This window comes from Arthrobacter sp. fls2-241-R2A-172 (assembly GCF_030208885.1).
In the GTDB taxonomy this organism is placed as follows: domain Bacteria; phylum Actinomycetota; class Actinomycetes; order Actinomycetales; family Micrococcaceae; genus Arthrobacter.
In genome coordinates, this window is record NZ_JARVTB010000002.1 from 496,952 (window position 1) to 522,270 (window position 25,319).

Sequence of the window (25,319 nt, forward strand, 5' to 3'; positions counted from 1 at the left end):
ACTTCTGTTCTATGTTACCGCGTTGCTAGCTGCGGATTTGGCCTTCGCCCTGGACGATCCACTTGGTGGTGGTGAGTTCCGTGAGGCCCATGGGTCCGCGCGCGTGGAGCTTCTGCGTGGAAATCCCAACCTCCGCGCCGAGCCCCAGCTCACCGCCGTCGGTGAAACGCGTGGAGGCGTTGACGATCACAGCGGCCGAATCGATGTCTGCGATGAATTTCTCCGCATTTGCCAGGTTGTTGGTGAGGATGGCTTCGGTGTGCCCGGTGCTCCACTTGCGGATGTGGTTTACGGCGTCGTCCAGGTTGTCCACCATGGCAACGGCGAGATCCAGGTCCATGTATTCAGTGGCCCAATCCTCGTCGTCGGCCGGGACGGTCTCCACACCGGCACCCAGGGCAGCCGCAATCCGATCATCCACGTGGAGGGTCACACCTGCCTCGCGGAGTGCTTTGGCCACGGCAGGAAGAACGGTGGAACCGGAGTGGACCAGGAGCGTCTCAACGGTGTTGCAGACACTGGGCCGCTGCGTCTTTGCGTTCAGGAGGATGTCCACGGCCATCTCTTCGCCGGCGGACTCGTCGATGAAGATGTGGACGTTCCCCTCCCCGGTCTCAATGACGGGCACGGAGGAGTTGGTCACCACAGTCTGGATGAGCTCGCGTCCGCCGCGGGGAATGAGGACATCCACCCGTCCGCGGGCGCGCATCAGGACGTTGGCGCCTTCGCGGCCGTATTGGTCGACGCTTTGCACCGCATCCGCCGGGAGGCCCACGGAGTCCAGCGCTTCGCGCAGGATCTGCACCAGCGCACCATTGGTGTGCGCGGCGGCGGACCCACCGCGAAGAATCACGGCGTTGCCGCTCTTGAGGGCGAGTCCCGCGATATCCACGGTGACGTTGGGACGGGCTTCGTAAATGGCGGCCACAACACCCATGGGCACATTGACCTGACGCAACCGCAGCCCGTTGGGAAGCGTTTGGCCACGGACCACGTTGCCCACAGGATCGGGCAGCCCCGCAAGGTTTTCCAGGGCGGAGACCAAGCCGTCGATGCGGGCGGGCGTCAGCGTGAGCCTGTCCAAGAGCGCCGCGGAGGTACCGTTGGCACGGCCCACCGCCACATCTTTGGCATTGGCTTCCAGCACATGCTTACGGTTTTCCAGCAGGGCTGCGCCGATCGCACGCAGGCCGCGGTCCTTCCAGGCACGGTTCGCCTGGCCCATGCGGCGGGCAGCCTTCCGGGACCGGTCGGCGATTGCGTGTACCGCAGCCTGGACATCCTCGGGCGACAGTGGAGCGCCGCCTGCCACAGGGTTCTCCGGCGTCTGGCCGGTAGCACCGGAAACGTCGGAGATCACAGGGGCGTCGGGAGTCAGCGCTTCAGTCATGCTCCAAGTTTAGATGAGCGCGGCGCCCCCAGGAGCACCAGATCGTCAACATGAACAACTTCGCGGTCATAACCACGGCCCATGGCTTGGCCGAGTTCCTGCGTGGTCCGTCCCAGCATCCGCGGCAGTTCCTCCGAGGAGTAGTTCACCAGGCCGCGCGCCACCACGGTTCCATCATGGCCCACCATCTCGACGGGGTCACCAGCTTCGAAGTCGCCGCTGATATCCGATATCCCCGCGGGCAGGAGCGACCTGTGCCGGTCGCGCACGGCTTTCACGGCGCCGTCGTCGAGCATCAAGCGGCCCTGAACGGTCGCCAGGTGGGCCAGCCACAACAGGCGGACCGGCTTGCGGTTTCCGTTCACGGCAAACCACGTCCCCACGTCCTCGCCGGCCAGGGCAGCCGCGGCGTTGGCGGTAGAGGTGACCAGTGCATGAATACCGGAACCGGCGGCGATGGAGGCAGCCTCCACTTTGGTCATCATTCCGCCCGTTCCCACACCGGCTTTGCCCGCCTTGCCAATGGTGACGTCTTCAAGGTCCTGCGGACCGCGGACCAGCGGAATCCGCTGCGCACCCTGGGACGGCGGACCGTCGTAGAGGGCGTCGACGTCGGACAGCAGCACGAGCGCGTCGGCGCGGACCAGGTGGGCCACCAAGGCAGCCAGCCGGTCGTTGTCGCCGAAACGGATTTCGTGGGTAGCAACAGTGTCGTTTTCGTTCACGACCGGTACCACGCCGAGGTTCAGCAGCCGATCCAAAGCACGGAACGCATTGGTGTGCTGCGTGCGGCGCATGAGGTCGTCGGCCGTCAACAGGACCTGGCTGACAGTGATCCCATGCGCGCTGAATGCCTGCGTGTAGCGGGCCATCAGGAGTCCTTGCCCGACGCTGGCTGCTGCCTGCTGCGTGGCCAGGTCCTTCGGGCGCTTGGCAAGGCCCAACGGAGCCAGGCCAGCGGCGATGGCACCAGAGGAGACCAAGATGATTTCGGTGCCCGCATTGCGCTGGTGGGCCAGGGCGTCAACCAGCCCCGCAAGGGACTTCTCGGAAATACCGCCCTTGATACTCGTCAGCGACGAGGAACCCACTTTGACGACAATCCGCTTGGCGGTGGCCAGTGCGTTGCGTTCGAGGCCCTCGGCGGAGTTCGGTGCGTCGACGGTCCTAGTCGTCATCACCGGCGTCCAGGTTGCTTTCCTTCACGGCCTGGGCGCGCCGGCCGCTGACGGACTCGGTCCAGATGCCCGCCTTGCGCTCAGCTTCAAGCTCGGCACGCGCAGCAGCCTTGGCTTCGCGGCGTTCAACCTGTTCTTCGCGCTTCTGCGAACGCGTGGGCCGGTCCCCGATGTCGGCAACGCGGATGTCCGTGCCGCGCGGAGTTGCCAGGAGCTCGGCGCCGGCCATCATGGTCGGCTCCCAGTCGAAGACAACGCCGTCATCTTCGCCGATGACCACGGTGTCGCCCGGCTTGGCACCGACCTTGAACAGTTCGGTTTCGACGCCGAGCTTCGCCAGCCGGTCGGCAAGGTATCCAATGGCTTCCTCGTTGGTGAAGTCGGTCTGCTTGACCCAGCGAACGGGCTTCTCGCCCAGGACACGGAACAGCGGCTCGAGGTTCTTTTCTTCGCGGCGGATCTTGAAGCCGGACTCGTTGACCGCGCGCGGACGAAGGACCGGAGGTGCCACCTTGGGGGGCGCAGTCGCTACCGCATCACGCGCGGCCTTGACGATCTCTGCCATGGCGAAGCCCAGTTGGCGCAAGCCTTCGTGGCTCGTGGCCGAGACTTCGAACACGCGGTATCCGCGGGCTTCGAGGTCCGGGCGAACGAACTCGGCCATGTCCTTGCCGTCCGGAAGATCCACCTTGTTGAGGACAACCAGCTTGGGGCGTTCGTTCAGCGGCACCACCTCACCGTCCACACCGGCGTAGCTCATGTCCACTGCGTACTTGTCGAGTTCGGCCTCGATAATCGACAGGTCGGACAAAGGATCCCGATCGGATTCCAGGGTTCCGCAGTCAAGGACGTGCACCAAGGCGGCGCAACGCTCTACGTGGCGCAGGAAGTTGTGTCCGAGTCCCTTGCCGTCGCTTGCTCCCTCGATCAGGCCCGGAACATCGGCAATGGTGAAGCGGACATCGCCGGCCTGGACCACGCCAAGGTTGGGGATGAGGGTGGTGAAGGGGTAATCGGCAATCTTGGGCCGGGCAGCGGACATGGCTGCGATGAGGCTGGACTTGCCGGCCGACGGGAAGCCAACCAGGGCGATGTCGGCAATGGACTTCAGTTCCAGAACAATATCGCTGGATTCGCCCTCGATGCCCAGGAGGGCAAAGCCGGGAGCCCGGCGTTTCTGCGAGGAAAGCGACGCGTTGCCGAGGCCACCCTGGCCGCCGGCGGCAGCGATGTACTCAGTACCTTCGCCCACGAGGTCAGCCAGGACTTCGCCGTCCTTGGTCTTGACCACAGTGCCATCCGGTACCGGAAGGATCAGGGTTTCGCCGTTCTTGCCACCGCGCCAGTCACCCATGCCCGGACCACCGTTGGTGGCGTGGCGGTGGGGTGCGTGGTGGTAGTCGAGCAGGGTGGTGGTCTGGGCCGACACCCGAAGGATGACGTCGCCACCATTGCCGCCGTTGCCGCCGTCGGGCCCGCCGAGCGGCTTGAACTTCTCCCGCTTAACAGAGACACAGCCGTGGCCGCCGGTTCCGCCGGATACGTGCAGGACTACCCGGTCTACAAAGCTCGCCACGTGGATCTCCTCAGTTGCTGTTGTACAGCGTTGTTGCAAAACCAGTGCGCCCAAGCGCCCCAGTCGATTGTAATGCGGTTAAAAGAACGGTGGAGCGGGCCGTTTGGCCCGCTCCACCGGTTCAGAACTTGTTTTTACTCTGCAGCTGCAGCAGCAACGATGTTCACTACGCGACGGCCGCGGCGAGTACCAAACTCAACCGCACCGGCCTGGAGAGCGAACAGGGTGTCGTCGCCACCGCGGCCGACGCCTGCACCGGGGTGGAAGTGGGTTCCACGCTGGCGAACGATGATCTCGCCTGCGGAAACTACCTGACCACCGAAGCGCTTTACGCCCAGGTACTGAGCGTTGGAGTCACGACCGTTGCGAGTGGAACTCGCGCCTTTTTTGTGTGCCATGTGAAATGCCTGCCTCTAAATTTCTGGGGAAACTGAAAAACCTGAACAGCGTGTAACGAAAGTTACGCGATGCTGGTGATCTTGATCTTGGTCAGTTCCTGACGGTGACCCTGACGCTTCCGGTAGCCGGTCTTGTTCTTGAACTTCTGGATGACGATCTTCGGACCACGGAGGTCTTCGAGGATCTCAGCCGTAACCTTGACGTTGGCCAGTTCCGCAGCTGCGGAGGTGACCTTGTCGCCGTCAACCAGGAGCAAGGCGGGCAGCTCAAGCGTGCTACCGGCTCCACCGGGGACGCGGTTAAGCGTTACGTAGTCTCCAACGGAAACTTTTTCTTGGCGGCCGCCTGCGCGGACAATCGCGTACACCACTTGGGTACTCACTTCTCTCGACGTTTATAACTAAATTTGCGTGCGGAACCTGAACCGGAATCAGGCTTGGTTCGCGCTGTGCCTCAACGCCGTGGACTTCTGAACGAAGTCCGCGAGTCATCCCATGAACAATTCCAAGGGGCATAACCCAAGTGTTGGCGTAAGCACCGAAGATCAAGATTACGCTAGTTTGACCTTCAGCTGCAAATGAGGCCGGGTCCGGAGGCTACCACGTGACTCGCGTCACCAGTTGTAACGGACTCTCCCGGCACCGTGCCCATACAGCCTACAGGGTTTGGGCACGATTAACGCGATTTGCCCTGCGACGCGCGGCGAGCCTCGCAAATTACCCGCCCGGACGCCCGACCCGAGAGGTCATGAGAAAACCCGTGGCGCGTCGAAGAAGGCAGTTTCGTAGCGGCAGGACTGGGTGAAGGCTTCCATCATGGCCTCGCGATCCGCCGGCGAGGCCGCAAGGGCCGCCGCGTCCGTGAGCTTGATCGCAGTCCTGGTTGCCTCGGCGAAGTCTTCGTCGGCGTACGTCTTCAACCACTCCGCGTATGCGTGGTCCACAGGGGAACCTGCTTCCACGTAGGCGTGGTGGAGTTTCTGGCCCACTTCCGCGTACAACCAGTAGCAGGGAAGAATCGCCGCCAGCAGCACCGCGTAGCTTCCCGATGCCGAACAGGCCAGCAAATGGTCCACATAGGACTTGGTCACGGGACCCGTTGTCCCGGACACGTCGCGGCTGCTGAGCCAGTTCCTGTGCAATTCCGACTCGACCTCCAGGCACTGCCGGGAGCCCTTGGCCCAGAACATCTGCTCGTCTTCAGTAGGAGCCAGGGCGCTGGCCCGGGCCAGGACCCGGGAGTAGCCGTTGAGGTAGATCGCGTCCTGGGCCAGGTAATAGCCGAACGCGGATTCCGGCAGGCTGCCCTTCTGAAGGCCATCGATGAAGCCAAGCCGATGGATCGCCTCGAGCTCCGCGCGTGCGAGTTCCCACAAAGTCGCTGCGAACTCGCCGGGCCTCAGACTCCGCTGGTGGTGGAAGTGGTGGATCGGCCCGCTTCCTCGTCCTACTTCCAACGCCCCGGACTGCCTCAAAGCCTCAAGCAACCAAGGCTTCACCTCCCGCAGTGAAGCTTCCCAGTCCCCCGTGCTAACCTGCACCGTGGCCAGGGCGGACGACAACGAACACCCTGTGCCGTGGCTGTTCCGGGTATCGATGCGGGGCCCGTCGACCTCGACCACGTCCTGCCGCAGCAACCCGCTCGTATTCACCAAAGCATCAGGACACGCCGTTCCCGCCAAGTGGCCGCCCTTCACAAGGACCGTGTTCCCGTACTCAGCGGCCAACCGCTTACCCTGGTCCAGCGCCGAAGCCCAGTCCGTCGCCTCCGTTTCACCCAGGAGCACCGCCAGCTCGGGAAGGTTCGGGGTCAGGAGGTCTGCCAGGGGCAAAAGCGAACGCAACGCCTTCTCAGCGGACTCGCGCAGGAGCCTGTCTCCGCTGGTTGCCACCATCACCGGGTCCAGGACCACGACGGCGGGACGCACCTTTTCGAGCCAGCTGCGGACTTCGTCGATGACCTCTGCGTCGCCGAGCATGCCGATTTTGACGGCGTCAATCTCAATGTCGTTGCTGATGGCGTCCAGTTGTTGGCGCAGAAATTCGACGGGGGGCACGTGGACGGCGCTGACGCCCACGGTGTTCTGGGCTGTGAGGGCGGTGATTGCAGCCATGCCGTAACCACCGTGGGCCGCGATGCTCTTCAAGTCCGCCTGGATCCCTGCCCCACCGGAAGGGTCGGAGCCGGCGATACTCAGCACCCGCGGTGTTGGCCTGCCCGAAGCAACCGGGTAGACAGGAGAATATGCTGCAGTCATGTGGACATCCCTTCGCCGGTGCTAACCGGACAGGTTCAACGGGTCTGGATCTCAGCCCGGCCCAACGCCAGGCACCCCGTGTCTGTCCCCCAGCCTAACCGGGAAGCAGCCCGGCCCGGGAACAGCGCTGCGTAGGGGCCCGGATATGACCCATTGACGTCCCCAGGTCTGGCCATGGACGTCCTGGACGCGCAAAAGACCCCGTAGCGACTGCCGGGGCAGTTGCTACGGGGTCCGATAAGCCGTGAGCGGATCAGAGCTCGGAAGCCGGCACGCCGACTCCCAGGATGATGGGCTCGTCTGCGGGTGCCTTTTTGGCTGGTTCCACAGGGGCCTTAGCCTCGTGGGACGAACCTTGTGGCGCCGACGCAGTCACTTCATGGTGTTCAACGCTGGTTTCGTTGGCCGCACCTTGGGCCCTGCTTGCGCTGCGGTTACGGCGACCCCGGCGACTCCCGGACGTCGAAGCGGCTTCCCGATCCTGCTCAGCGGCCCGAGCCGGGGCTGCCACCTTCGGGGCACCAAAAGCTTCGCGGACGGCAGCTGGTTCCGCTTCCGCCTCCGGCGCCGCTCCCAGGTGGGAGAATGCCTCCGCCAGCAGATCCAGGCTCATTGCCGGTTTGGCCGCCTGTGGTTCGTCCTGGTGTTCAACGAACGGCAAAGCGACTTCTTCGCCACCGAAACGCAGGACCGGGGTGGAGCGTGCTTCCCGGACTGCTGCCTCGTGGGCCGTTGATTCTTCGTCGTTGCCATGAGCTACGGGTTCGTCGGCAGCCGTCTGATGCGTTGACCGCGCCAGTTCCTCTGCACGGTGAACCTCGTCGTCGTGCAGGTGGGCAGCGTGCGCTGCAGCCGCAATGGTAGCCAACGCAGCGCGGGTTGCCTCGGCCTTTGCCTGGCGCGCAGGGTCCTGCGGTTCATGGTGCGTTGGCGAGGCCGCGGGCGCGGCCGGCGCAGACTGAACCGGAGCGGGGGCTTCGGAAACAGCCTGTCCCCCACCCTTGCCTCGGCGGCGCTTCCGTTCCGTACGGGCCGCCGGTTGCTGCTGCTGTGTCTCTGTGTGCGGGCGGTGGTGCTCAGCGGCCACAACGTTGGCACGGCGGTGTTCCACCGGCTCATCGTGTGTCACGACGCCACGGCCGGCGCAGTGCTCGCACTGCTCGCCGAAGACCTCGAGGAGGCCGGTGCCCATGCGCTTACGCGTCATTTGCACCAGGCCCAACGACGTGACTTCAGCGACCTGGTGCTTGGTACGGTCGCGGCCAAGGCACTCAACCATGCGGCGCAGCACAAGATCGCGGTTGGATTCCAGGACCATGTCGATGAAGTCGATGACAATGATGCCGCCGATATCGCGCAGGCGCAGCTGGCGGACTACTTCCTCGGCAGCTTCGAGGTTGTTCTTGGTGACAGTCTCTTCGAGGTTGCCGCCGCTGCCGGTGAACTTTCCGGTGTTGACGTCCACCACGGTCATGGCTTCGGTGCGGTCAATGACCAACGAACCACCCGAGGGCAGGAAGACCTTGCGTTCCAGGGCCTTGTGGATCTGCTCGTCGATGCGCCAGGCAGCGAAGATGTCCTGGTCCTTGGTCCACTTCTCGAGGCGGCCCACCAGGTCAGGGGCAACGTAGGTCACGTAGGCCTCGATGGTGTCCCATGCGTCGTCGCCGGAGACGATCAGCTTGGAGAAGTCTTCGTTGAAGACGTCGCGCACTACCTTGATGGTCAGGTCGGGTTCGCCGTACAGCAATTCCGGTGCAAGGACCTTGGTTGAGGAGGCTTGCCCCTCAATGCCCTCCCACTGAGCGCGCAGGCGGTTGATGTCGTGCGTCAGCTCTTCTTCCGAGGCACCTTCAGCTGCGGTGCGGACAATGACGCCGGCGTTTTCCGGCAAGCGGTCCTTAAGGATGCGCTTGAGGCGGTTGCGTTCGACGTCCGGCAACTTGCGGGAGATACCGGTCATTGAGCCGCCCGGTACGTACACCAGGTAGCGGCCCGGCAGCGAAATTTGGCTGGTCAGCCGGGCACCCTTGTGACCCACGGGGTCCTTCGTGACCTGCACCAGGACAGAATCGCCTGACTTCAGGGCGTTCTCGATCCGGCGCGGCTGGCCTTCAAGGTTGACAGCATCCCAATTGACTTCGCCGGCGTACAGCACGGCGTTACGGCCACGGCCGATGTCCACGAACGCGGCTTCCATGGAAGGCAGTACGTTCTGGACCTTGCCGAGGTACACATTGCCGATCAGCGAGTCCTGTTGTGTCTTGGACACGAAGTGCTCGGCCAGGACGCCGTCCTCAAGGACGCCTATCTGGATTCTGTCATCGCGCTGGCGGACGATCATTTGGCGGTCTACCGACTCGCGGCGCGCAAGGAACTCGGCTTCGGTGATGACCTGGCGGCGGCGGCCGGTTTCGCGGGACTCCCTGCGGCGCTGCTTCTTGGCCTCAAGCCGCGTGGAGCCCTTGACGCTGGCGACACGGTTGGACGGAGCCGTTTCGGTGATGGGCCTGGGGGCGCGGACACGGGTCACCGTGTTGGGCGGGTCGTCATCCGTGCCACCGGTCAGTTCAAGATCCTGGTCGCCGCGGCGGCGGCGACGGCGACGACGCGACGTCACGCCTTCTTCAAGAGCTTCCGCTGCCGGGGCTTCGTCGTCCTCGGACTCGCTGGGGCCCTCGGTTTCGTTCTCTTCGCGTTCGGTTCCACGCCTGCCGCGGCGGCCACGGCTCCGGCGACGACGGCGGCTGCCGGCGTCATCGAGCTCGTTGTCCGCGCTGGACTCGGCCTCTTCTTCGGCTTCCGCGGCCTTCTCTTCCACGGCCGCAACGCGCGGGACGGTGGTGAGGTCCGGAGCCTGGAAAATCATGGACGTGATGGACACGGGCTCAAGGAAAAGGGACGTGGACGCGGCCGGGGTCTCCTCAACGGGAGCCTCTTCGTCCGCAGGAACCGGCGCATCAGCAGCAGCCGGTGTTGCGGCGACTGCCTCAGCAACAGGTTCGACGGGCTGGGAGCCGGGCTCCGGCGTCGTGGTTTCTTCAGCGGCCGGCGCCTCTGCTGCTTCAGCCTTCGGCTTTGCCGTACGACGACGGCGGACCGGCTTTTCGGGGGCGGGCTCGGCGGCAGCTTCGGGCTGGCTCTCGACTGCGGCGACCTCGGGGGCGCCAGCGGCTTCCTCGCCCAAGCCGGGGAGCGGCTCCGCGGGTTCAACCTTCTTGCGGGACCGGGTCCTGCGTACCGGCGGGGCGGCCGCTTCCGGGGTATCGGTCCCCTCGACAGCTGCAGGCACTTCAGGGGTGGGCGACTCAACCGCGGGATTTTCCTTGGGCGCGGCCTTGCGGCGGGTCCGGGTGGTCTTCTTCGGCACTTCCGCTGTTTCCGCGGAAGCTGCCTCGTCATTAACGGCTACAACCTGGTCTTTATCCATATGTGGCAACACTCCTGCCCCAGCGACGCCGCCACATCCGGCGCCCGGTGGGGCAAATATTGTCAAAACCCGCAGGCGTTGACAGAAGTCGGTAGTTTGCCTTCCGGTTCGCACCATCATTGGGGTGCGGCAGCCCTGGAAGGCCGGTGGCCCTGTCCTGAAACCCGTTGTTCTGCTGCCACAACCAGGTGCCGTCCATTGTCATGGCGGGCCTACCGAGGATCACGGGATCCGGGGCATGCCCAGCTCATACTGGCGGTCTTGGGAACAAGTCACCGGACCGGATTCCGAATGTGGGTCGAAAACCGGCCATGTTCATTCTCTCACACCCCTGCACCTTCGCGGGGTAACCGCCTGTGTCGCCGCACTCCCGCTACAGGCTGGGGGCCTCCCCCAGCCTGCGGCGCTACAATCCTCCCAAGAGCCCTTCCCGCCCCGCCGGGCCACATATCGAAAAGGATCAGATCCGCGATGCCGAGCACCGCCAGGGGAAACCTGGCCAAGAATGCCTCCACGCCGGTGGAAGAACAGTCCACCGTGCACGCTGCACTGCCCAAGACCGTGCGGGACAAGCCCTTTGCGTGGCTCCTGCTGATCACCGGCGTCATCGGCTGGCTTGCCTCCGGCGCGCTGGTCCTGGAAAAGCTGGAAGTACTGAAAGACCCCAACCACGTCACCGTCTGCGATGTAAATCCCTGGATTTCCTGCGGCAAGGTCATGGAAACTCCCCAAAGCTCGGTGTTTGGCTTCCCGAACATGTTCATCGGGATTGTCGCGTTCGCCGTCATCATCACCACCGCCATGGGCCTCCTTGCCGGCGCAAAGTTCTCCCGCTGGTACTGGTTGGGGCTGCAAACCGGAGTCACCCTGGGCTTCGCCTTCGTTGTCTGGCTGTGGTCCCAGGCCCTCTACGTCATCAACGTCCTGTGCCCGTTCTGCATGGTGGTCTGGGCCGTCATGATTCCTTTGTTCGTCTGGGTGACGATTCGGAACATCTCCACCGGGGTCATCAAAGCACCGCCGGCACTGGCTAAACTGCTGGGTGATTCCGGCTGGATCATTGTGGCACTGCTCTACGTCGCCGTCGCCGCCACGATTTTCTTCGCATTCCTTCACGTGTTCGCCGGGACGTCCGGCTACTAGGGAAACACGCGCAAACTCCCGCCAGATGATGGAAAAGGCCAATGTTCGAGTCGAACATTGGCCTTTTCCGTCATCTCGGTGGGGCGTTCTTAGCCCTCGAACCAGATCTTGATCTCGCGCTCAGCGGAATCAACGGAATCCGAACCGTGGACCAGGTTCTGTTGGACCGCCAGGCCCCAGTCGCGGCCGAAGTCGCCACGGATGGTGCCCGGTGCCGCAGTGGTGGGGTCCGTAGTTCCTGCCAGCGACCGGAAGCCTTCGATCACACGGTGGCCCTCGAAGACCGCAGCGATGACCGGTCCGCTCAGCATGAACTCGACCAGGGGCTCATAGAACGGCTTGCCGACGTGTTCCTCGTAGTGCTGTTCCAGCAGCTCGCGGGTCGCGTTGACCTTCTTCAGCTCCGCCAGGGTGTAGCCCTTGGCTTCGATCCGGGCGAGGATGGTTCCGCCCAGGTTACGGGCGACGCCGTCGGGCTTGACCAGGACGAGGGTCCGTTCAATGCTCACAGTTGCTCCAATGTGGTTGGTCAGTGGTTTTCATGCCAGTTTACGGGGTTTGGGTGCCTGCTTCGTCACCGTGGGTCGCGTCCCATTCAGCCTGCTCACGGTCCCGTTGCGCCACTTCGCGGTCGATGCGCATCCCTGCCCTGATCCCATACCACCAGCAGATGGCGAAGAGGATGCCGACAATGAACATGGTGGGCTCGGCAAAGCCCGTCAGGATCAGGACCAGTTGCAAAGCCCAGCCAACTGCGATGCCCCACGGTTTGGACAACACTGCGCACGTCAGGACCAGCACAACGCTCAAGGCGATGCCCACGCCCAGGATAATCCCGGGGTCCACTTCACCCCGCTTCAGCCCGAAGACAGCCAGGGTCCCGAAGAACGCCACGAAGGCCTCCAGCAGAAGCACCGTGGACGCGAACATCACCTTGGTGGACCGACGTTTCTTCGGCATGCCCGGCCGCCATTCGCGCTGGGCCTTCGTCATCTTGGCCACGCTCAGGCACCTGCCTTTCCGAGCAGGATTCGGGCCTCTGCAACTACGGTGATCGATCCGGTCACCAGGACGCCACCGGCGAGGTCGTCGTTGGATTCAGCACGCTCCACAGCCCATTCGAGGGCGTCGTCGAGCTTCTCCGCGATATGTACGTTGTCCTCACCAAAACCGAGGTCGACGGCGAGTTCGGCCAGTTCCGCTGCAGGCACGGCACGTGCCGAGTTGGACTGGGTGAAGCAGAATTCCTCGGCGAGTCCGCCCAGGGACTCCTTGAGGGTTTTCAGGATCTCCTCGGCATCCTTCTCCCGCAGGATGCCCACTACCACCACCAACTTGCTGAAGCTGAAGGCCTCCTGGATGGCCTCGGCAGAGACCCGGATTCCATCCGGATTGTGGGCCGCGTCCACCACCACAGTGGGAGCGGTCCGCACCACCTCAAGGCGGCCGGGCGACGTCACCGTGCCGAATGCTTCCTTCAGCACCTCGGCGTCGAGCTCCTTCTCTCCCCCGCCGAAAAATGCCTCAAGGGCAGCCACGGCAACAGCGGCGTTCTCGGCCTGGTGGGCGCCGTGCAACGGCAGCAGAAGATCCTCGTAGCGACCGGCGAGTCCCTGGATGGTCAGGACCTGGCCACCCACGGCCACGCTGCGGGATTCAACGCCGAACTCAACGCCTTCGAAGCGGAAGGGCACGTCCACTTCGCGGGCCTTTTCCAGCAGGACCTGGGCCGCATCCACCGGCTGGGCCGCACTCACCAGGAAGCCGCCGGCCTTGATGATTCCGGCCTTCTCGTAAGCAATGTCCTCGGTGGTGTCGCCCAGCAGGTCCGTATGGTCCAGCGAGATCGGCGTGATGACCGAGACCTGGCCGTCTCCGACGTTGGTGGCATCGGTGATGCCTCCCAAGCCGACTTCAATGACTGCTACGTCTACCGGCTGGTCAGCGAAGACCGCAAAGCCAAGGATGGTCAGGCATTCGAAGTACGTCAGCCGTGGCTGGTTCTCCGCGACGAGCTCGTTGTCAACGATTTCCAGGTACGGGCGGATTTCGTCCCAGATGCGGACGAACGTCGCGTCCGGCAAAGGCTCACCGTCGATACTGATGCGCTCAGTGACCTTTGACAGGTGCGGGCTGGTGTAGCGGCCCGTGCTGAGTCCGTGGGCGCGCAGACCGGCTTCGATCATGCGGGCAGTGGAGGTCTTGCCGTTGGTGCCCGTGATGTGGATGATCGGGAAGGCCTTGTTCGGCTCCCCCAGCACGTCCATGGCACGGAACAGCGGCGCCAGGCGTGGCTCCATCTTGTTTTCCGGCGCCCGGCCAAGGAGTTCCGCGTAGACGCTTTCCACCGAGAATTCGTCAGTCATGATCAGGCCCCTGCCTTTGCCACGGTGACCTGCGGTTCGTCGACGCCGGCAACCAGGACTTCGAGTTCCACGGTGAGTGTCTCGGTCTTGATCAGCTCAGCGTTGGCTTCCAGGGCGCCGACAACGTCCTGCGCGGCATGAACAGAGGTGCGGATGCGGTCACTGACATTGAGTCCAGCGTCCTTGCGTGCCTGCTGGATGGCCCGGACCATGTCGCGGGCCAGTCCCTCGGCGGCAAGTTCCGGCGTGACCTCGGTGTTGAGGACCACAAAACCGCCACCGGGCAGGACGGCGGCAGCGGCAGCACCGCCGTCGGCCGACTGGGCCACCACTGTTTCCAGGGTGTATTCGTGGGGCTCCAGCTCAAGGCCGCCGGCCACCACGACTCCATCGTTCACGGACCAGTCGCCGGACTTGGAGCCCTTGATGGCCTGCTGGACGTTCTTGCCCAGGCGCGGACCGGCGGCCCGGGCGTTGACCACGAGCTTCTGCTCGATACCGAACTCTTCCGGCGAAGCAGAGGAAGCATCCATGAGGCGCACCGAGCGCAGGTTCAGTTCATCCGCGACGACGGCGGCAAAGCCTTCCAGCACATCCGCGCCGGGTGCCACCACAGTCAGTTCCTGCAACGGCAGGCGTACGCGAAGGTTGGCGGCTTTGCGCAAGCTCGAACCGGTGGAGCAGATCTGCTGGACACGGTCCATGGCTTCGACGAGTCCCGGGTTGGACGGGAACAACGCAGCGTCAGGCCAGTCAGCCAGGTGGACCGAACGTCCGCCCGTCAATCCGCGCCAGATCTCCTCGGAGACAAGCGGGAGCAAGGAGGCGGAGACACGGCAGATCGTTTCGAGGGCCGTGTACAGGGCGTCGAAGGCATCAACGTTCTCGTCGAAGAAGCGCTGGCGGCTGCGTCGGACGTACCAGTTGGTGAGCATGTCCAGGTAGCTGCGCAGTTCGTCGCAGGCACCGGAGATGTCATAGCTGTCCAGGCTTGCCGTGACGTTGCGGACCAGGTCCCCCGTGTTGGCCATGAGGTACTGGTCCAGCGTGTCGGAGTAGCCGTCGTAACGCAGCTTCGCGTCGTAACCCGCACCGCCGTTGGCGGCGTTGGTGTACAGCGTGAAGAAGCTGTACACGTTCCACAGCGGGAGGATGACCTGCCGCACGCCGTCACGGATGCCCTGTTCGGTGACGATCAGGTTGCCTCCGCGGAGGATGGGGCTGGACATGAGGAACCAGCGCATCGCGTCGGAACCGTCGCGGTCAAGGACCTCGGACACGTCCGGGTAGTTGCGCAAGCTCTTGGACATCTTTTGCCCGTCGGAGCCCAGCACGATGCCGTGGCTGATGACGTTGCGGAACGCCGGCCGGTCGAACAGCGCCGTGGACAGGATGTGCAGCATGTAGAACCAGCCACGGGTCTGGCCGATGTACTCCACGATGAAGTCCGCAGGGTTGTGGGTGTCGAACCATTCCTCGTTTTGGAACGGGTAGTGGACCTGCCCGTAAGGCATCGAGCCGGAATCGAACCATACATCCAAGACATCTTCCACGCGGCGCATGGTTGATTTACCCGAGGGATCGTCCGGGTTGGGCCGGGTCAGTTCATCGATGAACGGGCGGTGCAGGTCCACCTGTCCTTCGTTGTTGACAGGAAGCCGGCCAAAGTCCGCCTCAAGGTCGGCCAACGAGCCGTAGACGTCGGTGCGCGGGTACTCGGGATCGTCCGACTGCCACACCGGGATGGGCGAACCCCAGTAGCGGTTGCGGCTGATGGACCAGTCACGTGCGTTCTCCAGCCACTTGCCGAACTGGCCGTCCTTGACGTTGCCGGGGATCCAGTTGATCTCCTGGTTCAGCTCGGACATGCGGTCCTTGAACTTGGTGACTTCCACGTACCAGGAGGACACAGCGCGGTAGATCAAGGGGTTACGGCAGCGCCAGCAGTGTGGGTAGCTGTGCTCGTAGCTGGCCTGGCGCACCAAGCGGCCGTCGGCACGGAGAACCTGCGTGATTGGTTTGTTGGCCTCGAAGACCTGCAGGCCGACGATTTCCGCGAGGCGGCCATGGGCGAACAGGGGAAGGAACCTGGCTCCCTCATCCACGGAAAGAACCACGGGGATGCCGGCTTCTTCACAGACTTTCTGGTCATCTTCACCGTAAGCCGGAGCCTGGTGGACGATGCCCGTACCGTCGGTGGTGGTGACGTAGTCCGCAACGAGGATCCGCCAGGCATTCTGGGTCCCGTACTTTTCGGTATCGGCGAAATCGTTCCAGAGCGGTTCGTACTCGAGGCCTTCCAACTGGGCGCCCGTGTAAGTGGACACTACAGCGGCAGCTGCGGCAGCGGCGTCGTCGTACCCCAGGTCCTTGGCGTAGGACCCCACGAGATCAGCGGCCAGCATGAAGCTTCCGGAAACCGGCGCCTCAGCGGAAGCGGCCTTCACGCCGTTCGGTCCGGCGGGCAGCACTGCATAAGAGATGTCAGGCCCGACGGCGAGCGCTGCGTTGGTGGGCAGCGTCCAGGGCGTCGTGGTCCAGGCGAGCGCCTGGACGCCTTCGAGTTCCTTGGAAAGCGCGGAGCCGTTGGCCTTGATGGGGAACGTGACCGTGACTGTTTGGTCCTGGCGGTTCTTGTAGACGTCGTCGTCCATGCGGAGCTCATGGTTGGACAGTGGCGTCTCGTCTTTCCAGCAATACGGAAGGACGCGGTAGCCGTTGTAGGTCAGGCCTTTCTCGTGCAGCTGCTTGAAAGCCCAGAGGACCGACTCCATGTACTCGACGTTGAGGGTCTTGTAGTCGTTCTCGAAGTCCACCCAGCGGGCCTGGCGGGTGACGTAGGCCTTCCATTCGTTGGCGTACTTCATGACTGAGGCACGGCAGGCATCGTTGAACTTGTCGATGCCCATGGCTTCGATTTGGGTTTTGTCCGTCATGCCGAGCTGCTTCATGGCCTCAAGCTCTGCCGGCAGTCCGTGGGTGTCCCAGCCGAAGCGGCGTTCCACGCGCTTGCCCCGCTGGGTCTGGTAGCGGCCCACGAGGTCCTTGGCGTAGCCCGTCAAGAGGTGGCCGTAGTGGGGCAGGCCATTGGCGAAGGGAGGGCCGTCGTAGAAGACGAATTCGTTGCTGCCGTCCTTGCCTGCATCGCGCTGGTCGATGCTGGCCTGGAAGGTGCCGTCTTCATCCCAGTATTTGAGGATGCGCTCTTCGATCTCCGGGAACTTCACGGAAGCGGACACGCCGTGCGTGCCGGAAGAAGACGCTGAGGCCTTGGGGTAGTGGGTCATCTCATATCCTGTGATAGCTGGTTGACTGTCAGGATGCGAGGACGGCTCCTGTGCCGCTTGTCAGCGACACGGGTACCGCGGTACCACCTCACTTACCGGAACACGGGGCTCCGGCCTCTCATTACTGCTGTGACGGGCTTACCCGTCCGGTTCTACTGGGCGCTGGCCGCCACGTGGACGGTCAGTGCTGTTCTTCCGGAAGCTCACCGGTGATGGCCGGGTCAAAGCTTGTCCTCCAAGTCTAGCGGCAGCGGGGCTCCTTGCTCTACTCGGCAGTTCCTCCCTGATAGGCGGCCGCGCGCCGCGCGTGAATAGACTCGGACCCATGACGCATCCAGCTGCTGCCGTTCCGGAAACCCGCCCCGCTCGACAGCGACGGCCGTCCATTGTGTGGTCGGTGCTGGCCTTGCTCCTTATGCTCCCGGTAGCGGGGCTGTCCATCTTCCGTGCTGTTCCCGCTGAGTGGCCTCTGCCGGTGGTCCAGCTGCTGTCTTTCACCCCGTGGATGGTGCTGCCTACGGTGCTGGCATTGCTCCTCGCGGTACTGGGGCGGCGTGCCTGGGTGATGGGCACCAGCACGGTCCTGCTTGCCGCGCAGTTGTTCTGGCTTTTCCCCTTTGATGCAGGAAAGGCGGAGCCCTCGTCCGCGGGGACCCCTGCCGCGGATATTAGGGTCATGAGCCTGAACTCCGAGTATGGCGGGGCGGATGCGGCCACGATCGTGGGTTTGGTCCGCGACAACGGCGTCCAGCTGTTGGTGATCCAGGAGTTCACTCAAGGACTGGAGGATCGCCTACGGTCCGAGGGCCTGGAGAGGTTGCTGCCCCAACACCTCAGCAAACCCAATGACGACGCATCGGGCGGCGCGGTGTATTCGGTGTTTCCGTTGGAAGCCGAGGGACAACTGCCGGACACCCCGTTCACCATGGACGTCACTCGCGTCCAAGTGGCCGATCCGGCCGCCGGTGCCACGGCCGCGCTGCACCTAACCAATGTGCACACTCTTCCTCCTGTGGATGAGCGCATAGCCCAGTGGCGGAGCGACCTTGCGAAGATCGCCCGCCAGGCAGCCCGGCCCGGCAACCAGCTGCTCATGGGCGACTACAACTCCACCTATGACCATTCGGAGTTCCGGGCCTTGCTGGACTCGGGACCGGACGGACGCAAACTGGTGGATGCAGGGACAGCCGCAGGTGCCCGGTTCTCCCCCACGTGGCCGATGGAGGGGCCACCGCTTCCGGGGATCGTCATCGACCATATGGTGACAACGCCCCGGATCAGCAGCAGCAACTACTCGGTCCGCCAGGTTCCCGGCAGCGACCACGCAGCCATCATGGCCACGCTCAGCGTCCCTGCCGGCTAACTCGTCCCTTACCCGCTAAGCCGTCGCTGGCTTGCAACGGTTTGGCGGGCCGGCGACGGTTTAGGCCTGGTTCCGGATCAGTTTGTGGTTGGCGGCCTGGGCTACCGGGCGGACCACGATCTGGTCGAGGTTGATGTGGTGCGGCAAGGAGACGGCGTACTTTACGACGTCGGCCACGTCCGCAGCGGTCAGGGGCTTCTCGACGCCCTCGTACACCTTGGCAGCGGCGTCCTTGTCGCCCAAGCGGTTAAGGGCGAACTCCTCCGTGTGCACAAGACCGGGAGCGACCTCTATGACCCGGACGTTGTTGCCAACCTCTTCCAGGCGCAGGGCATTGGTCATGGCGTGCTGGGCGAACTTGGCCGCGTTGTAGCCGGCACCGCCTTCGTAGGCGGACAGCCCGGCCGTCGAGGTCAGGTTGAGGACAGTTCCTTCGCCGTTGTCGCGCAGCATCGGCAGGAACGCCCGCGTGATTTTCATGGTGCCCAGGACGTTTACCTGGTACATCCAGTCCCAGTCCTCGGTGTCGGCGTTCGCGATGATGTCCGCGCCACGGGCACCACCGGCGATGTTAATGAGGGTGTCCGCACCTCCGGCTTCGGTGACGGCCGCGAGCAAGGCCGCAACGTCGTCGTCGACCGTGATGTCAGCCGGGAACGGCACGGCGCCGGTTTCGGCACCCAGGGCGCCAAGGCGGTCAGCCCTGCGTGCCACCGCGAAGACCTTCCAGCCGGTGGAAGCCAACGCCCTCACGGTGGCTTCTCCGATGCCGGTGCTCGCCCCCGTAACGACGGCGGTTTTGTTCTGGACTGCGGGGGTCTGGTGTGCTGCCAAAGTCATGGCACTACCCTATCGGGCGTGCGGGGGCACCGGACGGCGGGTTGTAACGCCGGGCCATGAAACAATTGGTCCATGGCTGAATCAACGCAGGGTACAGACACGCCCGCCACCGCCCCCATCAACGTTCCCGACAAGCCGGCCCTTGAAGGCCTCGAGGCTGCCCTCACGCAGCGCTGGCTGAGCGAGGGAACCTACAAGTTCAACCCGGACACCACCCGGGAGCAGGTCTACTCGATCGACACTCCCCCGCCGACGGCATCAGGCTCCCTCCACGTGGGCCACATGTTCTCCTTCACCCAGACCGACGTCCAGGCCCGCTACATGCGCATGACGGGCAAGAACGTGTTCTACCCCATGGGCTGGGACGACAACGGGCTGCCCACCGAGCGCCGTGTCCAGAACTACTACGGTGTGCGCTGCGATCCCGCCGTTCCCTACAAGGCTGACTACACGCCCCCGGCTCAGCCGGCCAAGAACCAGCGCGATTTCGACGTCGTTTCGCGCCAGAACTTCATCGAACTGTGCGAGGAACTCGCCGTTGAGGACGAGAAAGTCTTCGAGAACCTGTTCCAGACCCTGGGCCTGTCCGTGGACTGGGACCTGACATACCGCACCATCGACGACACCTCCCGCGCCGTGTCGCAGCGCGCCTTCCTCGCGAACCTGTCCGCCGGAGACGCCTACATGGCCGAGGCACCGACACTGTGGGACGTTACCTTCCGTACCGCTGTGGCGCAGGCCGAGCTCGAGGACCGCGAAGTTGCCGGCGCCTACTACCGCTACCCCTTCTTCACCGAAGACGGCGAAAAGATCTTCATCGAGACCACCCGCCCGGAACTGCTTGCTGCCTGCGCAGCTCTGGTGGCAAACCCCGACGACGAGCGGTACCAGCCGCTGTTCGGCAAGACAGTAAAGTCTCCCCTCTTCGACGTGGAACTTGAGGTCAAGGCCCACCCGCTCGCCAAGGCGGACAAGGGTTCCGGCATCGCTATGGTGTGTACGTTCGGCGACCTGACCGACGTCACCTGGTGGCGTGAACTCCAGCTCCCCACGCGAGCCATCATGGGCCGCGACGGCAGGATCATCGCCGACACCCCGGAGTGGATCAATACCGAAGCCGGCAAGGAAGCCTACGCAGCCATCGCCGGCAAGACCGCTTTCTCCGCCAAGGAAGCCGTGGTGGAACTGCTCAAGGCCGCCGATCTGCTCGATGGCGAACCCAAGAAGATCACCCACCCTGTGAACTTCTTCGAGAAGGGCGACAAGCCCCTCGAAGTGGTGACGTCCCGTCAGTGGTACATCCGCAACGGTGGCCGCGACGAGGAACGCCGGGAACGGCTGATCGGCCGTGGCCAGGAGATCACCTTCCACCCGGCCTTCATGCGCTCCCGCTACGAAAACTGGATCGCCGGCCTGAACGGCGACTGGCTCGTATCGCGCCAGCGCTTCTTCGGTGTGCCCATCCCCGTCTGGTACCCGCTGGACGCCCAAGGCAACCCGGACTACGACAACCCCATCCTGCCCTCTGACGACATGCTGCCGGTGGACCCCGCCGCCGACGCCGCTCCCGGCTTCGAGGAATCGCAGCGCGACCAGGCCAACGGCTTTACGGGTGACGCCGATGTCCTGGACACTTGGGCCACATCTTCCCTCACCCCGCAGATTGTGGGCGGTTGGAGCCGCGACGAGGACCTGTTCTCCAAGGTCTACCCCTTCGACCTCCGTCCCCAAGGCCACGACATCATCCGCACCTGGCTGTTCTCCTCGGCCGTCCGTGCGGATGCCTTGCAGAAGAGCGCCCCCTGGAAGCATGCGGCCATTTCCGGCTGGATCCTGGACCCGGACCGTAAGAAGATGTCCAAGTCCAAGGGCAATGTTGTGGTGCCCACGGATGTGCTCAACGAGTACGGCTCTGACGCTGTCCGTTATTGGGCTGCATCAGCCAAGCTTGGCGCCGACACCGCGTACGAGATCGCGCAGATGAAGATCGGCCGCCGCCTGGCCATCAAGTTACTCAACGCCTCGAAGTTCGTGCTGAACCTCGGTGCCACGGAGAACTCGGTTGTCACCACCGACCTTTCGGTACTGATCAACCCGCTGGACCGCGCGCTGCTCGCCCAACTCTCGGACGTCGTCGCGCAGTCAACCAAGGCGTTTGAAAACTACGACTACGCCCGTGCGCTCCAGATCACGGAATCGTTCTTCTGGCAGTTCACGGACGATTACGTGGAGCTCATCAAGGACCGCGCCTACGGTGCGGCCGGCGAAGCAGAACAGGCCTCCGTGCTTGCAGCGCTGGCAACCACGCTGGACGCACTCCTGCGCTTGTTCGCGCCGTTCCTGCCCTTCGCTACCGAAGAGGTATGGGGTTGGTGGCGCACCGGTTCGGTCCACCGTGCGGCATGGCCCGCCGCCGTGGAAATCACCGACGGCGATACCACCATGCTCAGCACCGTGGGCGTTGCCCTCAGCGGTATCCGGAAAGCCAAGTCCGAAGCCAAGGTCAAGCAGCGCACCGAGGTACTCTCAGCAGCCATCACCGCTCCTGAGGTACTCGTAGCCCAGTTGAAGGCTGGCCTCGGTGACCTGAAGGCAGCTGCCAACGCCAAGGAAATCACGCTCCAGTCCGGGGAAGGCGACCTGACCGTCAGTGATGTTGTCCTGGCACCCGTGGAGGACGTTACAGCGTCCTAGCAGCCAGGATCCGCGTTAGCGGCATCGTGCCCGTTTTGGGCAAAGGGGAAGCCCCATCAGCGTTTTGCCGTTGGTGGGGCTTCGACTTTTCGGCTGCTTGGTGACGGCTTGGCAGTCTGGCGGAATCCTTGGAATTTCAGGTCTTCCTACCTCGTCACTGGTAGCTTGCTTCCAACTTCGCCGAAGGCTGCGTTGGTTGCATATCACTGAATCTTTGGTTTCCGTGTCCCTCTTCTTTCGAAGTGGGTAAGAACCATTGTTGTCCCGCTGCGGGCGATGCACAAGGCCTTCGGAAGAACTACAGAACTGTAGTTCGTCGAGGGCTTTTTGCTCCCTCTTTCTGTGGGTTCGCCCTGCCATGTGGCAGAGTATGACCATGCCGGAACTCCCCGAAGTGCACGGGCTGTGCATGTACCTGGACACCCAACTCCATGGCGCCGTGCTCACCGAGGTCCGCATCAACTCGTTCTCGGCGCTCAAGACAGCCGACCCGCCCTACAGCGCCCTCGAAGGCAGGACCGTTCGAGGGGTCCGACGCATCGGGAAGTTCGTGTGCATCGATGTCGAAGGCCTGTTCTTCGTGTTCCACTTGGCGAAGGCCGGCTGGGTGCGCTACACGGAGCACCCATCATCTGCCGGACTGCGCATGGGGAAAAGCAACATCGCGGCGCGACTGTTGCTTCACCGGCCTTCCGACGACGCGCACATCGGCTTGGACCTGACCGAAGCCGGAACCAAGAAGAGCCTGGCTATCTATGTGGTCAAGGATCCCCATGACGTACCGGGTATCGCTACCCTGGGGCCCGAGCCGCTCAGCCCGGACTTCGACGTCGACACTTTCGCAGCCATCCTCGCGTCCAGTTCGCAACAGATCAAAGGGCTGCTCCGCAGCCAGGGCGTCATTGCCGGAATCGGGAACGCCTACAGCGACGAAATCCTCCACGCCGCCAAGATCTCTCCCTTCGCAAGCGCGAAGTCACTGGACCAGGCTACCGTGGCGCGACTCTACGCCTCCATGCAGGACGTCCTGGTGGGTGCCGTCAACGCCGCGGCCGGCAAGCCATCCAGTGAACTCAAAGACACCAAGCGCAGCAATTTCCGTGTGCACGCAAGGACAGGACAACCGTGCCCGGTCTGTGGGGATACAGTCAGGGAGGTGTCCTTCGCGGACACCTCCCTGCAGTATTGCGCTACGTGCCAGACCAACGGCAAGATCCTCGCCGACCGGAGGACATCACGGTTCCTGAAGTAGCTGGATTATTTCCGGCTAGCTGAATTCGGGGCTTTCCGAGCGGCTGCGCTTCAGCTCGAAGAAGTGTGGGTAGTCAGCCAAAGTGACCGTGGCGTCCCACAGCTTACCGGCCACTTCGCCGCGCGGAATCCGGGTCAGGACCGGGCCGAAGAATGCTGTTCCGTTGAACGCAACCACCGGGGTACCCACATCCTGGCCGACCAGGGAGATACCGGCTTCGTGGCTTTCGCGCAGCTTGGCGTCATACTCGTCCGAGTCTGCGAAACGTGCCAGCTCTGCAGGAAGGCCTACCTCGGCCAACGCCTTCTGGATGACGGAGGCGCGGTCCTTGTTGCCTTCATGGTGGATCTGCTCCCCCATGGCGTCGTAGAGGGGCTTGACGTAGCTGTCGCCGTGCAGTTCCTGGGCGGCAATGATGACACGGACAGGTCCCCAGCTGTTGTCCATCATGGCGCGGTACTCGTCGGGCAGGTCACGGCCTTCGTTGAGGACCGAGAGGCTCATGACATGCCATTCAGTCTCAATTCCACGAACCTGCTCCACTTCCCCGATCCAACGTGACGTGATCCACGCGAACGGGCAGACGGGGTCGAACCAGAAATCAGCTTTGTTGGCAGTCTGTTCGGGCACAGGGAACTCCTCGGAAAGGTGGGAAGGTGGTTGGCTGGCGACTCCGGCGGAGCCTTGCCTTATTTACGCCAACAGGCGCCTAGGCCGACTTATTCCTGCGCTTGGCCACGACATCGTGGGCAATCATGGTGGGCTGCGCCTTCTTGAGTACGACGTCGGAGGTGATGACCACCGTGGCGATATCGTCCCTGCTGGGAAGATCGAACATCACTGGCAGCAGTACTTCTTCCATGATCGCCCGGAGGCCGCGGGCTCCCGTGCCGCGCTCCAGCGCCTGGTCGGCAATGGCGTCCAGGGCGTCGTCGTCGAACTGCAGGTCCACACCGTCAAGCTGGAACATCTTCTGGTACTGCTTCACCAAGGCGTTCTTTGGGGTGGACAGAATCTGGATCAAGGCGGGCCGGTCAAGGCTGGAAACTGTGGTGATGACCGGGAGCCGACCAATGAATTCGGGAATCAACCCGAACTTGAGCAGATCCTCGGGCATGACTTCGCCATATGTGTCGACGTTGTCCCTGGCCTCGTTCAGCGGAGCTCCGAAGCCGATGCCCTTGCGCCCGGACCGGGAACCAATGATGTCTTCCAATCCAGCGAACGCACCGGCCACGATGAAGAGCACATTGGTGGTGTCGATCTGGATGAATTCCTGGTGGGGGTGCTTCCGGCCGCCCTGCGGTGGAACCGAGGCCACTGTGCCCTCGAGGATCTTCAGGAGCGCCTGCTGGACACCTTCTCCGGAGACATCCCTCGTGATCGAGGGGTTTTCGCTCTTACGGGAAATTTTGTCGATCTCGTCGATGTAGATGATGCCCTGTTCGGCCTTCTTGACGTCATAGTCGGCGGCCTGGATGAGCTTCAGAAGGATGTTCTCAACGTCCTCGCCAACGTAGCCCGCCTCCGTCAAGGCCGTGGCATCGGCAACAGCAAACGGCACGTTGAGCCGCCGCGCCAGTGTCTGGGCCAAGTAGGTCTTTCCGCAGCCGGTGGGCCCAATCAGCAGGATGTTGGACTTGGCAATTTCCACGTCCTCGTGGTGCGAGCCCTCGCCCAGGCTTCCGGTCTTGGGTGCGTGCCCTGCCTGGATGCGCTTGTAGTGGTTGTACACGGCAACAGCCAGGGACCTTTTCGCCGGTTCCTGGCCAATGACGTATTCCTGCAGGAAGTCGAAGATCTCACGGGGCTTGGGCAGTTCGAAGCTACCGAGATCGGAAACCTCTGCAAGCTCCTCTTCGATGATTTCGTTGCAGAGCTCGATGCACTCGTCACAGATGTACACACCGGGCCCGGCAATCAGCTTCCGCACCTGCTTTTGGCTCTTTCCGCAGAAAGAACACTTCAGCAGATCCGTGCTCTCGCCAATCCGAGCCATGTGGGAATCCCTTCGTTGCATGCGGGTGATGCGGCGCCGCGCCGTACTCAAGTGTGCGGCCATGCCGCGGTTGGCACCACCGTGACAAGATCCACTCTAGGTCACAATGGGCTGCTTGGGTGGAAACAGAACGCCGGTGCGGTCC

18 protein-coding genes and 1 riboswitch are annotated in these 25,319 nt (G+C 63.4%); of the genes, 4 read left to right on the plus strand and 14 right to left on the minus strand.

From position 1 onward, the window contains the following. Positions 1-25 precede the first annotated feature (25 nt). The 7 genes from QRM57_RS05160 to QRM57_RS05190 all read right to left on the minus strand — a co-directional run bounded on the left by QRM57_RS05160 (position 26) and on the right by QRM57_RS05190 (position 10,230). The gene (locus QRM57_RS05160; RefSeq protein WP_284985807.1) at positions 26-1,390 is read right to left on the minus strand and encodes a glutamate-5-semialdehyde dehydrogenase; all 1,365 of its coding nucleotides are present in this window, start codon (positions 1,388-1,390) and stop codon (positions 26-28) included. Then, complete coding sequence (proB, locus tag QRM57_RS05165) at positions 1,387-2,568, minus strand: glutamate 5-kinase (protein WP_257367939.1); 1,182 nt, start codon at positions 2,566-2,568, stop codon at positions 1,387-1,389. The genes QRM57_RS05160 and proB overlap by 4 nt, the downstream gene beginning before the upstream one ends. Next, a complete protein-coding gene (obgE, locus tag QRM57_RS05170) occupies positions 2,558-4,144 on the minus strand; it encodes a GTPase ObgE (RefSeq protein WP_284985808.1) in 1,587 nt (528 codons plus the stop codon). The genes proB and obgE overlap by 11 nt, the downstream gene beginning before the upstream one ends. A 134-nt stretch (positions 4,145-4,278) precedes the next feature. Further along, entirely contained in the window at positions 4,279-4,542 is a 264-nt protein-coding gene (rpmA, locus tag QRM57_RS05175; protein WP_003803426.1) for a 50S ribosomal protein L27, read from the minus strand. A 62-nt stretch (positions 4,543-4,604) separates the two neighbouring features. Further along, positions 4,605-4,913 (minus strand): 50S ribosomal protein L21, encoded by a 309-nt coding sequence (rplU, locus tag QRM57_RS05180; RefSeq protein WP_018777818.1) that lies wholly within the window; start codon positions 4,911-4,913, stop codon positions 4,605-4,607. Between the two features lie 375 nt (positions 4,914-5,288). Continuing rightward, on the minus strand, positions 5,289-6,800 hold the full coding sequence (thiD, locus tag QRM57_RS05185; RefSeq protein ID WP_284985809.1) for a bifunctional hydroxymethylpyrimidine kinase/phosphomethylpyrimidine kinase: 1,512 nt from the start codon (positions 6,798-6,800) through the stop codon (positions 5,289-5,291). Then, a riboswitch (TPP riboswitch) is annotated at positions 6,791-6,889 on the minus strand. It overlaps the preceding gene by 10 nt. A gap of 164 nt (positions 6,890-7,053) precedes the next feature. Beyond that, entirely contained in the window at positions 7,054-10,230 is a 3,177-nt protein-coding gene (locus QRM57_RS05190) for an Rne/Rng family ribonuclease (protein WP_284985810.1), read from the minus strand. Positions 10,231-10,701: 471 nt separating this feature from the next. On the opposite strand from QRM57_RS05190, the gene QRM57_RS05195 reads away from it, so the two are divergent. Further along, the gene (locus tag QRM57_RS05195) at positions 10,702-11,373 is read left to right on the plus strand and encodes a vitamin K epoxide reductase family protein (protein ID WP_284985811.1); all 672 of its coding nucleotides are present in this window, start codon (positions 10,702-10,704) and stop codon (positions 11,371-11,373) included. 89 nt (positions 11,374-11,462) lie between these two features. Here the strand turns inward: QRM57_RS05195 and ndk are convergent, their stop codons facing one another. The 4 genes from ndk to ileS are packed head-to-tail and all read right to left on the minus strand — an operon-like array spanning position 11,463 to position 17,026. Then, a complete protein-coding gene (ndk, locus tag QRM57_RS05200; protein WP_062069281.1) occupies positions 11,463-11,882 on the minus strand; it encodes a nucleoside-diphosphate kinase in 420 nt (139 codons plus the stop codon). 40 nt (positions 11,883-11,922) lie between these two features. Further along, positions 11,923-12,375: a DUF4233 domain-containing protein gene (locus tag QRM57_RS05205; RefSeq protein ID WP_284985812.1), complete on the minus strand. Its 453-nt coding sequence runs from the start codon at positions 12,373-12,375 to the stop codon at positions 11,923-11,925. A 2-nt stretch (positions 12,376-12,377) separates the two neighbouring features. Next, positions 12,378-13,739, minus strand: a complete 1,362-nt coding sequence (locus QRM57_RS05210) for a bifunctional folylpolyglutamate synthase/dihydrofolate synthase (protein WP_284985813.1) — start codon at positions 13,737-13,739, stop codon at positions 12,378-12,380. Positions 13,740-13,741: 2 nt separating this feature from the next. Further along, positions 13,742-17,026 carry an isoleucine--tRNA ligase gene (gene ileS / locus QRM57_RS05215; RefSeq protein WP_284985814.1) on the minus strand — a complete coding sequence of 1,095 codons (3,285 nt, stop codon included), beginning with the start codon at positions 17,024-17,026 and terminating at the stop codon, positions 13,742-13,744. Between the two features lie 325 nt (positions 17,027-17,351). On the opposite strand from ileS, the gene QRM57_RS05220 reads away from it, so the two are divergent. Beyond that, entirely contained in the window at positions 17,352-18,389 is a 1,038-nt protein-coding gene (locus tag QRM57_RS05220; RefSeq protein WP_284985815.1) for an endonuclease/exonuclease/phosphatase family protein, read from the plus strand. Positions 18,390-18,449: 60 nt separating this feature from the next. On the opposite strand, the gene QRM57_RS05225 is transcribed toward QRM57_RS05220, so the two are convergent. Beyond that, positions 18,450-19,229, minus strand: coding sequence for an SDR family oxidoreductase (locus QRM57_RS05225; RefSeq protein ID WP_257367930.1), 780 nt, complete (start codon positions 19,227-19,229; stop codon positions 18,450-18,452). A gap of 72 nt (positions 19,230-19,301) precedes the next feature. Between QRM57_RS05225 and valS the strand changes: the two genes are divergently transcribed. Together valS and QRM57_RS05235 are read left to right on the plus strand one after the other, a co-directional pair. Further along, positions 19,302-21,923 carry a valine--tRNA ligase gene (gene valS / locus QRM57_RS05230; RefSeq protein WP_284985816.1) on the plus strand — a complete coding sequence of 874 codons (2,622 nt, stop codon included), beginning with the start codon at positions 19,302-19,304 and terminating at the stop codon, positions 21,921-21,923. A 376-nt stretch (positions 21,924-22,299) separates the two neighbouring features. Then, positions 22,300-23,175, plus strand: coding sequence for an Fpg/Nei family DNA glycosylase (locus QRM57_RS05235; protein WP_284985817.1), 876 nt, complete (start codon positions 22,300-22,302; stop codon positions 23,173-23,175). 15 nt (positions 23,176-23,190) lie between these two features. On the opposite strand, the gene QRM57_RS05240 is transcribed toward QRM57_RS05235, so the two are convergent. Together QRM57_RS05240 and clpX are read right to left on the minus strand one after the other, a co-directional pair. Continuing rightward, positions 23,191-23,805 (minus strand): mycothiol-dependent nitroreductase Rv2466c family protein, encoded by a 615-nt coding sequence (locus tag QRM57_RS05240; protein WP_284985818.1) that lies wholly within the window; start codon positions 23,803-23,805, stop codon positions 23,191-23,193. A gap of 79 nt (positions 23,806-23,884) precedes the next feature. Further along, on the minus strand, positions 23,885-25,174 hold the full coding sequence (gene clpX, locus QRM57_RS05245) for an ATP-dependent Clp protease ATP-binding subunit ClpX (protein ID WP_284985819.1): 1,290 nt from the start codon (positions 25,172-25,174) through the stop codon (positions 23,885-23,887). Positions 25,175-25,319: the final 145 nt, after the last annotated feature.

Bases quoted from the DNA above. Each gene is read 5' to 3' on its own strand.
- QRM57_RS05160 (WP_284985807.1), bottom strand. From the start codon at position 1,390: ATGACTGAAGCGCTGACTCCCGACGCCCCTGTGATCTCCGACGTTTCC.
- proB (WP_257367939.1), bottom strand. From the start codon at position 2,568: ATGACGACTAGGACCGTCGACGCACCGAACTCCGCCGAGGGCCTCGAA.
- rpmA (WP_003803426.1), bottom strand. From the start codon at position 4,542: ATGGCACACAAAAAAGGCGCGAGTTCCACTCGCAACGGTCGTGACTCC.
- thiD (WP_284985809.1), bottom strand. From the start codon at position 6,800: ATGACTGCAGCATATTCTCCTGTCTACCCGGTTGCTTCGGGCAGGCCA.
- QRM57_RS05190 (WP_284985810.1), bottom strand. From the start codon at position 10,230: ATGGATAAAGACCAGGTTGTAGCCGTTAATGACGAGGCAGCTTCCGCG.
- QRM57_RS05195 (WP_284985811.1), top strand. From the start codon at position 10,702: ATGCCGAGCACCGCCAGGGGAAACCTGGCCAAGAATGCCTCCACGCCG.
- QRM57_RS05210 (WP_284985813.1), bottom strand. From the start codon at position 13,739: ATGACTGACGAATTCTCGGTGGAAAGCGTCTACGCGGAACTCCTTGGC.
- ileS (WP_284985814.1), bottom strand. From the start codon at position 17,026: ATGACCCACTACCCCAAGGCCTCAGCGTCTTCTTCCGGCACGCACGGC.
- QRM57_RS05220 (WP_284985815.1), top strand. From the start codon at position 17,352: ATGACGCATCCAGCTGCTGCCGTTCCGGAAACCCGCCCCGCTCGACAG.
- QRM57_RS05225 (WP_257367930.1), bottom strand. From the start codon at position 19,229: ATGACTTTGGCAGCACACCAGACCCCCGCAGTCCAGAACAAAACCGCC.
- valS (WP_284985816.1), top strand. From the start codon at position 19,302: ATGGCTGAATCAACGCAGGGTACAGACACGCCCGCCACCGCCCCCATC.
- QRM57_RS05235 (WP_284985817.1), top strand. From the start codon at position 22,300: ATGCCGGAACTCCCCGAAGTGCACGGGCTGTGCATGTACCTGGACACC.
- clpX (WP_284985819.1), bottom strand. From the start codon at position 25,174: ATGGCTCGGATTGGCGAGAGCACGGATCTGCTGAAGTGTTCTTTCTGC.